General features: G+C 73.7%; 14 protein-coding genes. 2 read left to right on the forward strand and 12 right to left on the reverse strand.

The annotated features are described in order from the left end of the window. Positions 1-133: 133 nt before the first annotated feature. Positions 134-622, forward strand: a complete 489-nt coding sequence (locus IF89_RS0117840; protein WP_030768474.1) for an Lrp/AsnC family transcriptional regulator — start codon at positions 134-136, stop codon at positions 620-622. Positions 623-637: 15 nt separating this feature from the next. Here the strand turns inward: IF89_RS0117840 and IF89_RS0117845 are convergent, their stop codons facing one another. The 11 genes from IF89_RS0117845 to IF89_RS0117895 form a co-directional block, all read right to left on the reverse strand. Then, positions 638-1,156 (reverse strand): O-acetyl-ADP-ribose deacetylase, encoded by a 519-nt coding sequence (locus IF89_RS0117845; protein ID WP_030768477.1) that lies wholly within the window; start codon positions 1,154-1,156, stop codon positions 638-640. Between the two features lie 56 nt (positions 1,157-1,212). Next, positions 1,213-2,631, reverse strand: a complete 1,419-nt coding sequence (locus IF89_RS0117850; protein ID WP_030768479.1) for a phytoene desaturase family protein — start codon at positions 2,629-2,631, stop codon at positions 1,213-1,215. A gap of 75 nt (positions 2,632-2,706) precedes the next feature. Then, on the reverse strand, positions 2,707-3,534 hold the full coding sequence (locus tag IF89_RS0117855; RefSeq protein ID WP_030768481.1) for an inositol monophosphatase family protein: 828 nt from the start codon (positions 3,532-3,534) through the stop codon (positions 2,707-2,709). Positions 3,535-3,666: 132 nt separating this feature from the next. Further along, entirely contained in the window at positions 3,667-4,683 is a 1,017-nt protein-coding gene (locus IF89_RS0117860) for a TIGR03842 family LLM class F420-dependent oxidoreductase (RefSeq protein WP_030768483.1), read from the reverse strand. Between the two features lie 22 nt (positions 4,684-4,705). Next, on the reverse strand, positions 4,706-6,106 hold the full coding sequence (hydA, locus tag IF89_RS0117865; protein WP_030768485.1) for a dihydropyrimidinase: 1,401 nt from the start codon (positions 6,104-6,106) through the stop codon (positions 4,706-4,708). A gap of 9 nt (positions 6,107-6,115) precedes the next feature. Next, a complete protein-coding gene (locus IF89_RS0117870) occupies positions 6,116-7,411 on the reverse strand; it encodes an aspartate aminotransferase family protein (RefSeq protein ID WP_030768486.1) in 1,296 nt (431 codons plus the stop codon). Continuing rightward, positions 7,408-8,250 carry a nitrilase-related carbon-nitrogen hydrolase gene (locus IF89_RS0117875; protein WP_030768489.1) on the reverse strand — a complete coding sequence of 281 codons (843 nt, stop codon included), beginning with the start codon at positions 8,248-8,250 and terminating at the stop codon, positions 7,408-7,410. The genes IF89_RS0117870 and IF89_RS0117875 overlap by 4 nt, the downstream gene beginning before the upstream one ends. 171 nt (positions 8,251-8,421) lie before the next feature. Next, a complete protein-coding gene (locus IF89_RS44640) occupies positions 8,422-9,999 on the reverse strand; it encodes a hypothetical protein (RefSeq protein WP_030768491.1) in 1,578 nt (525 codons plus the stop codon). 45 nt (positions 10,000-10,044) lie between these two features. Next, positions 10,045-10,425, reverse strand: a complete 381-nt coding sequence (locus IF89_RS0117885; protein WP_030768493.1) for a PPOX class F420-dependent oxidoreductase — start codon at positions 10,423-10,425, stop codon at positions 10,045-10,047. Between the two features lie 54 nt (positions 10,426-10,479). After that, positions 10,480-10,674 carry a hypothetical protein gene (locus IF89_RS46005; RefSeq protein ID WP_158717880.1) on the reverse strand — a complete coding sequence of 65 codons (195 nt, stop codon included), beginning with the start codon at positions 10,672-10,674 and terminating at the stop codon, positions 10,480-10,482. A 97-nt stretch (positions 10,675-10,771) separates the two neighbouring features. Further along, entirely contained in the window at positions 10,772-11,038 is a 267-nt protein-coding gene (locus IF89_RS0117895; protein ID WP_030768495.1) for a helix-turn-helix domain-containing protein, read from the reverse strand. Between the two features lie 64 nt (positions 11,039-11,102). Between IF89_RS0117895 and map the strand changes: the two genes are divergently transcribed. Next, a complete protein-coding gene (gene map, locus IF89_RS0117900) occupies positions 11,103-11,870 on the forward strand; it encodes a type I methionyl aminopeptidase (RefSeq protein WP_030768497.1) in 768 nt (255 codons plus the stop codon). Between the two features lie 6 nt (positions 11,871-11,876). On the opposite strand, the gene ggt is transcribed toward map, so the two are convergent. Continuing rightward, positions 11,877-13,685, reverse strand: coding sequence for a gamma-glutamyltransferase (gene ggt / locus IF89_RS0117905; protein ID WP_030768499.1), 1,809 nt, complete (start codon positions 13,683-13,685; stop codon positions 11,877-11,879). Positions 13,686-13,717: the final 32 nt, after the last annotated feature.

Genomic DNA, 13,717 nt, shown 5'->3' on the forward strand with positions numbered 1-13,717 from the left:
ATCCACTCCAGCCTCCGGGGCACGGACCGGTCCGGCCCGTTCGGGAGCAACGCTAGGGCTTCGGCCGGGGCAGCCGATTGCCAGTTCTGCCGCTCGGACATACGTTTGGGGCAGGATCTGCCAAGGAGTGGCCATGGACGCAGTCGATCTGCAGATCATCCGGGAGTTGCAGACGGACGGGCGCCTTTCCAACCAGGAACTGGCGGACCGCGTACGGCTCTCCCCGTCGCCCTGCCTGCGCCGGGTCCGGCGGCTGGAGGAGGCGGGCCTGATCCGCGGTTACACCGCCATGGTCGACCAGGTCGCCTTCGGGCTGCCGGTGACCGTCTTCGTCCGGATACGGCTGGAGCGGCACACGGCGGAGGCGGTGCGGCTCTTCGAGGAGCACGTCGCGGTCATCGAGCACATCCAGGACTGCTACCTGATGGCGGGCAGCAGCGACTACCTCCTCCGGGTCGTCATCGAGGATCTGGAGGCGTACGAGGCCCTGGTGCGCCACCGGATCCACGCGATCCCCGGAATCGCCTCGATCGAGTCGAGCTTCGCGTACGGCAGCGTGAAGCAGTCCAGGACCTACCCGCGGCCGGCGCCGGGCGCCTCCCGGCGGCCGCGGGGGACGTAGGCCCGGCCGCAACTCCTACTGCGGGGCTTCGACCGCCGCCTCGAAGGCGGCGTGGGCGGCTTCGTCGAAGAGCACGAAGCGCACTTCCTGGACCTCCGTACGGGCTGCGCGGACCGTGCCGACCGCGATCCGCGCGCCGTCGTCCAGGGGCCAGCCGTAGATGCCGGTCGAGATGGCCGGGAAGGCGACCGTGCGGGCGCCCAGTTCGTCGGCGACGCGCAGCGATTCGCGGTAGCAGGAGGCGAGCAGTTCCGACCGGTCCTCGTCCCGCGACCAGACGGGACCGACGGTGTGGATCACATGGTCGGCGGCCAGTCGGCCGGCGGTGGTGGCGACGGCCCGGCCGGTGGCGAGGCCCTTGCCGTAGTGCGAGCGCCGCAGGTCCTCGCAGGCCGCGAGGATCTCGGGGCCGCCCTTGCGGTGGATGGCGCCGTCGACCCCGCCGCCGCCGAGCAGCGAGGAGTTGGCGGCGTTGACGATGGCATCGGCATGCTGGGCGGTGATGTCGCCGCGCACCAGGGTGATGCGGACCATCGGACTCCTTTCGCGGGTGGGTGCCGGCCGGGGGCGGGCGTCGGGGGCGGCCGGGCTCATGCGGCCCTGCGCAGGTGGCGCCAGACCGCCTTGGCCGCGTTGTGGCCGGACATGCCGTGGACGCCGGGTCCGGGCGGGGTCGCCGAGGAGCAGAGGAAGACCGCCGGGTGGGCGGTGGTGTACGGCGAGAGGCTGAGCCGCGGGCGCAGCAGCAGCTGGAGGCCCGAGGCGGCGCCGCAGGCGATGTCCCCGCCGACGTAGTTGGGGTTGCGGGCGGCGAGCTGGGGTGGGCCGGCGGTGGCGCGGGCCAGGACCAGGTCGCGGAAGCCCGGGGCGAAGCGCTCCAGTTGTCGCTCGACGGCGTCGGTGAGGTCACCCTCCCAGCGCGCGGGGACGTGCCCGTACGCCCAGAAGACGTGCTTGCCGGCGGGGGCCCTGCCGGGGTCGACGAGGCTGGGTTGCGCCGTGATCAGGAAGGGTGTGCGGGGGGCGCGGCCGCCCGAGGCGAGCTGGAGGGCGGCGTCGATGTCGCGGGTGCGGGGGCCGACCTGGACGGTGCCGGCGCGGCGCGGCGCCTCGGCCGTCCACGGGACCGGTCCGTCCAGCGCGTAGTCGATCTTGAAGACGGATGCTCCGTACCGGTAGCCGTCGTACGCGCGGCCGAGGCGGGCGATGCGGGCCAGCGCGGTCGGCGAGGTGTCGAAGACGTAGGCACGGGCGGGCGGGAGGTCGTCGAGCCGCTTGACGTGGAAGTCGGTGTGGATCTCGCCGCCGAGGTCGCGTACGTATGCAGCGAGCGCGTCGGAGATGGACTGCGAGCCGCCGCGGGGCATCGGCCAGCCGTTGGCGTGGGCCGCCAGGGCGAAGACCAGGCCGACCGCGCCGGTCCCGATCCCGCCGAGGGGGGCGATGACGTGGGCGACGAGCCCGGCGAACAGCGCCCGGGCCCGATCGTCCCGGAAGCGGCGCAGGAGCCACGTCGAGGGCGGCAGCCCGGCGAGCCCGAACCGGGCGAGGGTCACCGGGTCGCGGGGCAGCGCGGTGTCCGGCAGGGACATGAAGTCCCGGGCCAGGGTGTCCCATCGGCCGACGAACGGGCCGACCAGGCGCCGGTAGGCGCCGGCGTCGCGCGGCCCCAGGGACGCCGCCGTCTCGGCGACGGAGCGCGAGAGGACGGCGGCCGTACCGTCGTCGAAGGGGTGCGCCATGGGCAGCGGGGCGTGCAGCCATTCCAGCCCGTACCGCTTCAGCGGCATCGTGGCGAAGACCGGCGAGCCGATGCCGAGGGGGTGCACCGCGGAGCAGGGGTCGTGCCGGAAGCCGGGGAGGGTCAGCTCCTCGGTCCGGGCTCCGCCGCCGACGATGCCGGCCGCCTCGAAGACGGCCACGGAGAAGCCGCGCCGGGCCAGTTCGACGGCGGCCGTCAGCCCGTTGGGGCCCGCCCCGACCACGACCACATCGAAGATCGACGGCACGTGCACTCCTTCGTTCCCGGCGGCGGCTACGCCCTCAGGATAGGGCGGCGGGCCCGCCGGCCCGGCCCGCCGGACCTACGGGGCGCCCCGGAGCAGGTCGCGGATGCGTGCGGCGGTGGCCTCGTCCCGGCCGACGGCGAACGGCAGGGCGTTGTCGCGGTCCACCCGGAAGGGGACGCCGTCGACGGTGCTCTGGGCGCCGCCCGCCTCCGCGACGAGCAGCAGTCCCGCGGCGTGGTCCCAGGCGGAGGGCCAGGTGAAGGCGAGGGCGTCCACGTCACCGCGGGCCACCTTCAGGTACTCCAGGCCGGCCGAGCCGCAGGGCCGGGCCGCGACGCCGGGCACGTCCAGCCGGGCCAGGGTGCGCTTGTTCTCGTCGGAGGTGTAGAGCGGGTGGGCGATGGCGACCCGCAGATCGGCGCCGGGCTCGGGGGAACCGCTGCGGATCCGCTGCCCGTTGACGTACGCGCCCTGCCCGCGCACGGCGGTCGCGAGCTCCTCCAGTGCCGGGGCGTACGTCCAGGAGGCGAGGATCTCGCCGCGCACGGCCAGCGCGACCAGGGTGCAGAAGGCCGGGTCGCCGCCCACGAACTGGCGGGTGCCGTCGACGGGGTCGACGATCCACACCGGGGCGTCCGCGCGCAGCGCCTCGTACACGGTGGGGTCGGCGTGGACGGCTTCCTCGCCGACCACGGCCGAGCCGGGCAGCAGTCGCGTCAGGGAGGCCGTGAGGTGCTCCTCCGCCTTGCGGTCGGCGACGGTCACCAGGTCGTGCGGGCCGCTCTTCTCGACGACCTCGTGCTCGGCGAGCTGCCTGAATCTCGGCATGATCTCGATCGCCGCCGCCTTGCGGACGGCCTCTTCCACGTCGGGCAGGCCCTGGGCCAGGAACTCATCGATCATGCCTCCAGCAAAGCACGCCCGGCCGACAAACCCCACCGCCGGGACCGGACGCCGGGGCGCACGGCGGGTGGCCTCCCGGTGAACCGGCCGGGCCGGGGCGGGACCCGGGGGTCCCGCCCGTCCGGGGCGTAGTCAGTCGCGCAGCACCGGGATGATGTCCCGGCCGTAGGCGTCGATGGTGGCCTCGCGTGCGTCGTGCATGTCGTAGACCGCGAACTGGTCGACGCCGAGGTCGCGCAGGGCCCGCAGCTTCTCGATGTGGGCCTCCGCCGGGCCCAGGAGGCAGAAGCGGTCGACGATCTCGTCGGGGACGAAGTCCGTCGACGGGTTCCCGGCCCGGCCGTGGTGGCTGTAGTCGTAGCCCTGGCGGGCCTTGATGTAGTCGGTGAGTTCCTCCGGGACCATGGCGGAGTGCTCTCCGTAGCGGGAGACGAGGTCGGCGACGTGGTTGCCGACCATGCCGCCGAACCAGCGGCACTGGTCACGGGCGTGGGCGAGGGCTTCCGCCGAGGCGTCGGCCGTGACGTAGGCGGGGGCGGCCACGCAGATGGTGAGGGACGCCGGGTCGCGGCCCGCCTCGGTCGCGGCCTGCCGTACGGCCTGGACCATCCACTCCGTGAGGTAGAGGTCGGCGAGCTGGAGGATGAACCCGTCGGCCTTCCGACCGGTGAGGGCGAGCGCTTTCGGCCCGTACGCGGCCATCCAGACGGGCAGTTTTCCGTCCTTGATCCAGGGGATGCGGATCGGGTTGCCGTCCACGGAGGCCTCGCGGCCCTCGGCGAGGTCGCGGATGACCTCGATGGCCTCGCCGAGCCGGGCGAGGGTGTTGGGGGCCCGGCCCGCGACGCGCATCGCGGAGTCGCCCCGGCCGATCCCGCAGACGGTGCGGTTGCCGTACATGTCGTTGAGGGTGGCGAAGGTGGAGGCGGTGACCTCCCAGGTGCGGGTGCCCGGGTTGGTCACCATCGGGCCGACGTGCATCTTCTGCGTGTTGGCGAGGATCTGGCTGTAGATGACGAACGGCTCCTGCCACAGCACGGCGGAGTCGAAGGTCCAGCCGTAGCGGAAGCCGTTGCGCTCGGCGCGCTTCATCAGGCTGATGACCTGGGAGGCGGGCGGGTCTGTCTGCAGGACGAGGCCGAAGTCCATGGGGCGGCTGCTCCTTACGGGCTTACAGGTACTGGCAGGTGGAGCGGTGGACGAAGGCCCCGTGGCCGGCCCGGCCGGTGTACTCGCGCCGGTCGACGACGAGTTCGCCGCGCGAGAGGACCGTGTCGACGCGTCCGGTGATCCGCTTGCCCTCGTACGCCGAGTAGTCCACGTTCATGTGGTGCGTCTCGGCGGAGATGACCTGCTCGGCGTGCGGATCGTAGAGGACGATGTCGGCGTCGGCCCCGGGCGCGATGGTGCCCTTCTTCGGGTAGAGCCCGAACATCCGGGCGGGTGTGGCGCAGGCGATCTCGATCCACCTGCGGCGGCCGATGTGGCCGTCCACCACGGCCTGGTGGAGGAGGTCCATGCGGTTCTCCACGCCCGGCAGCCCGTTGGGGATCTTCGAGAAGTCGCCCCGGCCGAGCTCCTTCTGGCCGCGGAAGCAGAAGGGGCAGTGGTCGGTGGAGACGACCTGGAGGTCGTTGGTCCGCAGTCCCCGCCACAGGGCGGCCTGGTGCTCGCGCGGCCGCAGCGGGGTGGAGCAGACGTATTTGGCGCCCTGGAAGTCGGGTTCCTCCAGGTTGTCGGTGGACAGGAACAGGTACTGCGGGCAGGTCTCCCCGAAGACGGGGAGGCCTTTGTCGCGGGCCGCGGCCAGCTCGGCCACGGCCTCCTCCGCCGAGACGTGCACGACGTACAGCGGGGAGCCGGCGACCCGGGCGAGCTGGATGGCGCGGTGGGTCGCCTCGGCCTCCAGGAGCACCTTGCGGACCTCGCCGTGGTGGCGGGGGTCGGTCTCCCCGCGGGCCAGGGCCTGTTCGACGAGGACGTCGATCGCGATGCCGTTCTCGGCATGCATCATGATCAGCCCGCCGTTGGCGGCGCCGCGCTGCATCGCGCGCAGGATCTGCCCGTCGTCGCTGTAGAAGACGCCCGGGTAGGCCATGAACAGTTTGAAGGAGGTGACGCCCTCGCCGACGAGGTGGTCCATCTCCTTCAGCGTGCGCTCGTTGACGTCGGAGAGGATCATGTGGAAGGCGTAGTCGACGGCGCAGTTGCCGTCGGCCTTGGCGTACCAGGCGTCGAGTCCTTCGCGCAGGGAGTGGCCCGGGCTCTGCACGGCGAAGTCCACGATGGTCGTGGTGCCGCCCCACGCGGCGGCTCTGGTGCCGGTCTCGAAGGTGTCCGAGGCGGAGGTCCCGCCGAAGGGCAGCTCCATGTGGGTGTGCGCGTCGACGCCTCCCGGAATGACGTACTTCCCGGTCGCGTCGATCGTGCGGTCGGCCGTCCAGGCACCGGCGGCCGCGGAGCCGTGGGCGGCCAGCGCCGCCACCCGGCCGTCCTCGATCAGGACGTCCGCGTGGAGTTCGTCGGAGGCGGTGACGACCAGGCCGCCGCTGATCAGGGTGCGGTTGCTCATGTCATCCCCCTACTGGACGCTGCGCAGTGCCTGTTCGAGGATCCCGGCGCCCTCTTCCGCCTCGGCGACGGTCAGGGAGAGCGGCGGTGCGATGCGCAGCACGCTGGTGTTGTGGCCGCCGCCCTTGCCGAGGAGCAGGCCGCCTTCCCGGGCGGCCTCCAGGACGGCCGCGGCGGCGTCCGGATCGGCCTGGTCGGTTCCGGGGCGGGTGAGTTCGATGCCCGCCATCAGGCCCCGGCCGCGGACCTCGCGGACGGCGGGGACGGTGGCGGCGATGCCGCGCAGCCGCTCCAGGAGCAGGCCGCCGACGCGGCGGGCGTTGCCCTGGAGGTCGTGTTCCAGCAGGTAGCCGAGGTTGGCGATGCCGGCCGCCATGGTGACCGGTGAACCGCCGAAGGTGGAGATGGACTGGGAGTCGAGGCAGTTCATCACCTCGGCGCGGGCGACGACGCCGCCGATGGACATCCCGTTGCCGATGCCCTTGGCGAAGGTGAGGATGTCCGGCGGGCCGTTCTGGGCGTGTGCCTGCCAGCCCCAGAAGTGGTCGCCGGTACGGCCCCAGCCGGTCTGCACCTCGTCGCTGATCCACAGGATGCCGTGGCGGTCGAGGACCTCGCGGAAGGCTCCGTACAGGCCGTCGGGCGGGGAGGTGAAGCCGCCGACGCCCTGGACGGGTTCGGCGATGAGGGCGGCCACTCCCCCGCGGGCCTGGCCCAGTACGTCCTCGAGGTCGGCGACGGCCGCGGCGGTGAAGGCGGTGTCGTCGAGGTGCGCGAAGGGGCCGCGGCTGCGGACGGCGCCGTGGACGTAGTACGTCTGCAGAGGCGAGAGGCTGGTCGGGGACCAGCCGCGGTTGCCGGTGACGGAGACGGTGGAGAAGGACCGGCCGTGGTAGCTGTTGCGCATCGCCAGGATCTGGTTGGAGCGGCGGTACGTCGTCGCGAGCAGCAGGGCGGTGTCGTTGGCCTCGGTACCGGAGGTCGTGAAGAAGACCCGGGCGTCGGGGATGCCGGACAGGGCGGCCACCCGCTCGGCCAGCTCGATCATCGGCCGGTTGAGGTAGAGGGTGGAGGAGTGGATGATCCGCCCGGCCTGTTCGGAGACGGCCTTGGTGACCTCCGGCAGGGCGTGGGCGGTCATGGTGGTGAGGATGCCGCCGAAGAAGTCGAGGTAGCGGTTGCCGTCGGCGTCCCACACATGGCGGCCCTCGCCGTGGGTGAGCTCGATGGGGTCGGTGTAGTAGAGCGCGAGCCAGTCGGGCAGGACGGTGCGGTGGCGGTGGTGGAGCGGGGTGGGGTCGGTCACGGCTGTACGAGCCCTCCGTAGGCGTCGGGGCGGCGGTCGCGGTAGAAGGCCCACTGGTCGCGGACCTCCTTGATCAGGTCGAAGTCGAGGTCGCGGACGAGGAGTTCCTCCTCCTTGTCGCTGGCGACGTCGCCGACGAACTGGCCGCGCGGGTCCACGAAGTAGCTGGTGCCGTAGAAGTCGTTGTCGCCGTACTCCTCCTGGCCGATGCGGTTGATCGCGGCGACGAAGTACTCGTTGGCGACGGCCGCGGCGGGCTGTTCGAGCTGCCAGAGGTAGGCGGAGAGGCCGCGGTGGGTGGCGGACGGGTTGTAGACCAGTTGGGCACCGGCCAGGCCCAGTTGGCGCCAGCCCTCGGGGAAGTGGCGGTCGTAGCAGATGTAGACGCCGATCCGGCCGACGGCGGTGTCGAAGACGGGCCAGCCGAGGTTGCCGGGGCGGAAGTAGTACTTCTCCCAGAAGCCCCTCACCTGCGGGATGTGGTGCTTGCGGTACTTGCCCAGGTAGGTGCCGTCGGCGTCGATGACGGCAGCGGTGTTGTAGTAGAAGCCGGCGCTCTCCAGCTCGAAGACGGGGACGACGACGACCATCCCCGTCTCGCGGGCGAGGTCCTGCATGCGGCGGACGGTCGGGCCGTCGGGAACGGCCTCGGCCCAGCGGTAGTGCTCGGGCTCCTGGACCTGGCAGAAGTAGGGGGCGTTGAACACCTCCTGGAAGCCGATGATCTTCGCACCTTCGGCGGCGGCCCGGCGGGCGTACTCCTCGTGCTTGGCGATCATCGATTCGGTGTCGCCGGTCCAGGTGGCCTGGACCAGCGCGGCGCGGACGACTTGGGCCATGAGCTGCTCCTCGCGACGGGAACGCCGGTTCTACGCACGTAGACGGTGTGCGTAGGGAGTAGAACGTAGGCCTCGTCACTGCGCGGGGCAAGACCGCCTTGCACAGTTGGAGTAGTCGGTCACGTTAGGTCGCACAGCGGTCGTTTGCGATCACCGGACGGGTTTTTCACGTCACGAAGCAGGGACGGTCCCGCCCGGGACGATGCCGCCGGTGCGCAGGGCGTGGGCCAGGTCGCGGTGGCGGGAGCCGGGGAGCGAGCCGGCCGCCCGCAGGAGCCGCGGGGTGAACCACGGCGGGTCCTGCCGGGCCAGGTCGGCGGCCTCCTCGGCGGTCCTGACCCGTACGAAGGCTCCGAGCAGGGCATCGGCCTCCCGGGTACGGCCCGCCGCCCCGAGGGCCAGGGCCACGTCCGCGACCTCCGCGGCGGGGCGGGCGACGGTCTGGCGCAGCACGGCGTCGCAGTCGGCCTGCCGGCCGGCCTCACCGAGGGCGGCGGCGGCCGCTGCGAGCTGCGCGGGCGGCAGCGAGGCCGCCTCCCAGAGCAGGGTGTTCCAGTCGGCTCCCAGGCCGGCGCGGGCCAGTTCGGCGGCCAGGTGGGGCAGCCGGCCGGCGGGCCAGGCCGCGGCCTGGCAGAGCAGGGCGTGCGCCTCGCCGGTACGGCCCTGCGCGCGCAGCACGATGAGCTCGGCGGCGACGGCCGCGGGGGTGCCGGTCGGCGACGCGGGCGGCGGCACGGGCGCGGCCGGGGGTGCGGGCTGCGTCCCGGGCTGCGTCGGGGCGTGCGACCCGGGTGCGGCCGTGGTCCCCACCGTGGCCTGCGGCTCGGGGTGCGGCTCCGGGTCGGGCCGCAGGCCGCCGAACCGGGCGCCGCGCGGAGCGGGGCGCGCCTGCGCGTCGGCGTGGCCCGGCGGCGGGGCGAAGGCGGTCACCTCGTGAGCCGCCGCCCCCGCATACCGCGCGCCCCCGGCACGCCGCCCCCGCAGCCATCGCCCCTCGGCCCGCCCCACGGGCGCCGGCGCTTGCGCCCGGGCGGCGGCCGCCGCATCGCCGGGTGCGCCGACCCGGCCGGAGTCGGCCGTACCCGCGGGGGCGCCGGCCGAGGCCTCGGGCCGGTCCGGTGCGGGATCCGGGCCGGCCGCGGGCCCCGCCGGTGGCGGCACCACCGCGTGCGCCACGGGCTCGGCGGCCGTGTCGGACCAGGACCGGGGTCGGGACGGGTCGTGAGCGGGGGCAGACGGCGAGGGGGCGGCTTCGAGGGCCGCGAGGCGGGCCGCCAGGTCCTGCTGGCGGCCCGCGGCGCGGGCCACGTCGTCCTGGGTCCAGGACAGCTCCCGGGTGAGGGCGTCGGTCTCGGCCCGGTCGGTGGTGGCGCCGAGCCGGACGGTCAGGCTGCGCAGGGCCGTCTCCGACTCGGCCCGCTGGGCCGCCGCCGCCGCGAGCAGGATCCGCAGCTCGTCCTCGCCTCCCGGCAGCCGGTCCCACACGGCGACGGCCGCCGCCCGCAGGCGCGCGGCGTACACCGTCTCGCGCGCCGCGAGTTCCGCGCCACCCGTTCGCGCGAGGTCCCTCAGCAGGGACTCCACCACGTCCCAAGGCGGGATCGCCGCCCCGTTCAGACAGGCCTGCAGGCCCTCGGGGTCCCGGCGCAGGAACTCCCCGTACCAGCCTGCCCCGGCATCCAGCCGCTGCGTCAACCCTCGTAAATAGCCGGAGAGTTGACTGATCGCCCATGAGGTCGCGGTCTCCATGACCGCATTGGACCCCACCTGTGTTACAGGAGGACTACGGGAGCCTCAAAGCTTGACGGCGATAGCGGTGTGCGGCCGCTTGCCCCGGCGCACGAGAGCGGCCGGCACGTCCACCGCCCAGAACTGCCAGGTGTACTTGCGCGACATCAGCTTGCGCACCCGCCGCAGGCCCTCGTCGTCGAGCAGCCTGGCCCGCCCCTCGACCACGGGCGCCCCTTCCTCCACCCGCCCGCGCACGTCGCACGGGGCGACCGTGACGCGTCCGTCGTTGCGGATGCGCTTGACCTTCCAGGAGTCGCTGCGCGTCCATACGTACAACTCATCCCCGCTTGCGACCGCCCACACGGGCGTGGCCACGGCCGTGCCGTCCTTGCGGAAGGTGGTGAGGCTGACGTACCGCGCGCTGCCGAGCTCCTGGAGACCCATACCCGGACCCTAACCCGGACGGGCCGGCGGAGCCGCCGTTCGGTGCGGGGCCGTTCAGCGGCCGCCGGTGCCGCCGGGGCTGCCGGGGCCGCCGGATTCCACCGCCCGCGGCCGGGCCCGACCGTCCACTCCCTGGACGGGGCCCGGCCGGTCGTCCGGCACAGTGCACGCCGCCAGCAGCAGTCCTCCTGCGAGGAGGGCGCCGACGGCTGCGCATCCGAGTCGTTCGGCCGGGTTCGTGGCTGACACCTCTTCACCCTTGCCCCGCCGGCAGCCACTCCCACCCCGATTGGGCCGTTCGGCCCCAGGGCCGTTCGAGAGGACGGGCCAGGGCGTATCTCTCGCCCTAAGCGGATGCGGCCGCGGCCGGCTCGGGCACGCAGCGCCGCAGCAGGTCGTCGAGGGAGAGGCCGAGGGCCTCGGCCAGGGCGGCGACGGTGAAGAAGGCGGGGGTGGGCGCCCGCCCCGTCTCGATCTTGCGGAGGGTCTCGGCGGAGAGCCCGGCCCCTGCGGCGATCTCGACCATGCTGCGGCTGCCCCGGGCTTCGCGCAGCAGGGCGCCCAGGCGCTCGCCGCGCTCGCGTTCTTCGGGAGTGAGGGGGGTGCGGACCATGGCCCCATCCTACCCGGCTCGCCAATAGTTATCCCGTTACAGTTATACCGGTATAGTTATTGGCATGGTGGAACTGAAGACAGCACCGGAGATCGAGAAGATGCGCGCCGCGGGCCGGGTCGTCGCCCGCGCCCTCGCCGCCGTGCGGAAGGCCGCGCACGTCGGCGTGCCGCTGGCCGACCTGGACCGGGTGGCCCGTGACGTGCTCGGTGCGGCCGGCGCGACCTCGCCCTTCCTCGGCTACCGGCCGCGGTTCGCGCCCGTCCCCTTCCCGGCGGTGGTCTGCGCCTCCGTGAACGACGCGATCGTGCACGGCATCCCCGGCGACTACCGGCTGCGCGACGGCGACCTGGTCAGCATCGACTGCGGGGCGCAGCTCGGCGGCTGGGTCGGGGACGCGGCGGTCAGCTTCACCGTCGGCCGGGCCCGTCCCGAGGACCGGCGGCTGATCGAGACGTCCGAGGCGGCCCTCGCGGCCGGCATCGCCGCCGCCGTCCCCGGCAACAGGATCGGGGACATCGCCCACGCCGTCGGCACGGTCTGCCGCGCCGCGGGATACGGCGTCCCCGACGGCTTCGGCGGCCACGGCATCGGCCGGCGCATGCACGAGGACCCGGGCGTGCCCAACGAGGGCCTGCCGGGACGGGGCATGAAGCTGCGTCCCGGCATGGTCCTCGCCATCGAGCCGATGCTGATCGCGGGCGGTACGGACGACTACCGCTGCGACGGCGACGGCTGGACCCTGCGCACCGTCGACGGCACGCGCGCCGCGCACTCGGAGCACACGGTCGCGATCACCGGCCGCGGCCCGCGGATCCTGACCGCGCCCTGACGGCCGCTACGGCCTGCCCTGCGGGCGTACCACCATGGCCGAGCCGCCGCCCCGCCGGGAGGTCTCGGCCGCCGCCAGCCAGCGGCCGTCCGGGAGCCGCTGCACACCGGTGGCGGCGCCGATCTCCGGGTTCAGCCGGAACCCGTGCCCGAAGGCCTCCAGCTCGGCACGCAGCGGGCTGTTCCACAGGGCCGGCTCCAGCTCGGTGGTGGCCTGGTTGCGCTGGCTGGCGCGCGGGGCGGCGATGGCGTCGACCAGCGGCAGGCCCCGGTCCAGGTGGCCGGTGAGGGTCTGCAGGACGGTGGTGATGATGGTGGCTCCGCCGGGTGAGCCGACCGCCAGCACGGGCCGGCCGTCGTCCAGCACGATCGTCGGGGACATGGACGAGCGCGGCCGCTTGCCGGGTCCGGGCAGGTTCGGGTCCGGGACACCGGGCGCCGCCGGGGCGAAGGAGAAGTCGGTCAGCTCGTTGTTGAGGAGGAAGCCGCGGCCGGGGACGGTGATGGCGCTGCCGCCGGTGGACTCGATGGTCAGGGTGTAGGAGACGACGTTGCCCCAGCGGTCGGCGACCGTCAGGTGGGTGGTGTTCTCCCCCTCGTACGTGGTCGGGGCAGCCTGTCCGGTGGTGGCGCAGGGCACCGGGTGGCGCGGGTCCCCGGGGGCCAGCGGGCTGGTCAGTGCCCGCTCCGGTGCGATCAGGCAGGCGCGGGAGTCGGCGAATCGCTGGGAGAGCAGTCCGCGCGTCGGCACGTCCACGGCGGCCGGGTCGCCGACCCAGCGGCCGCGGTCGGCGAAGGAGATCCGGGAGGCTTCGATGAAGTGGTGCAGGTACTGGGTCTGCGACAGCTTCCCGAGGTCGGTGCGCTCCAGGATGTTCAGCGCCTCGCCGACCGTGGTGCCGCCCGAGGAGGAGGGCGCCATGCTGTACACGTCCAGGCCGCGGTAGCCCACCCGGGTGGGCTCCTGCCGCTTGGTGGCGTAGGCGCGCAGGTCCCCGGCGGTGAGGTCGCCGGGCCGCACCCTGCGGGTGGCGGCCGGGTCCACCGGAGGCGTGCGGACGGTGCGGACGATGTCGTCGGCGAGGGGGCCGCGGTAGAGCGCGCCGGTCCCCTTGCGGCCGAGTTCGGCGTAGGTGTCGGCGAGGTCCGGGTTCTTGAAGGTGGAGCCGACGACGGGCAGGGAGCCGCCGGACAGGAAGAGCTCGGCGGTGTCGGGGAAGTCCCTGAAGCGGGCCTCGTTGAGCTCGGTCTGGGCGCGGAAGGTGGCGTCCACGGTGAAGCCGTCACGGGCGAGTTTCTCGGCGGGTTTCAGCAGGGAGCGCAGTGAGCGGGTGCCCCAGGCGTCGAGGGCGCTCTTCCAGGTGGCCGGGGTGCCGGGCACGCCCACGCCGAGGCCGCTGGTCTGGCCCTCGGCGAAGGGGATGGGCTGCCCGTTCTCCTGGAACAGGGTTTCGGTGGCCGAGGCGGGGGCGGTCTCGCGCCCGTCGATGGTGTGGACGCGCTGCGAGCGGGCGTCGTAGTGGACGAAGTAGCCGCCCCCGCCGATGCCCGCCGAGTAGGGCTCGGTGACGCCGAGCGCGGCGGCGGTGGCGACGGCCGCGTCGACGGCGTTGCCGCCGGAGCGCAGTACGGCGATCCCGACGGCGGAGGCATCGGCGTCGACGCTGGCGACGGCCCCGCCGTAGCCGGCGGCGACCGGTACCTTCGCCGGCGGGGCCGGGGTCCCGGTGGCGGAGGGCGGAGCGGCTCCGGTCGAGACGAGTGCGGCGACGACGGTCAGCAGCGGTAACGTGCGGGCGACGGCGGGACGGTGCATCCGGACCTCCAGTGGCAGCGTGGGGCGAGCCT

Source organism: Streptomyces sp. NRRL F-2664 (assembly GCF_000719345.1).
Lineage (GTDB): Bacteria > Actinomycetota > Actinomycetes > Streptomycetales > Streptomycetaceae > Streptomyces.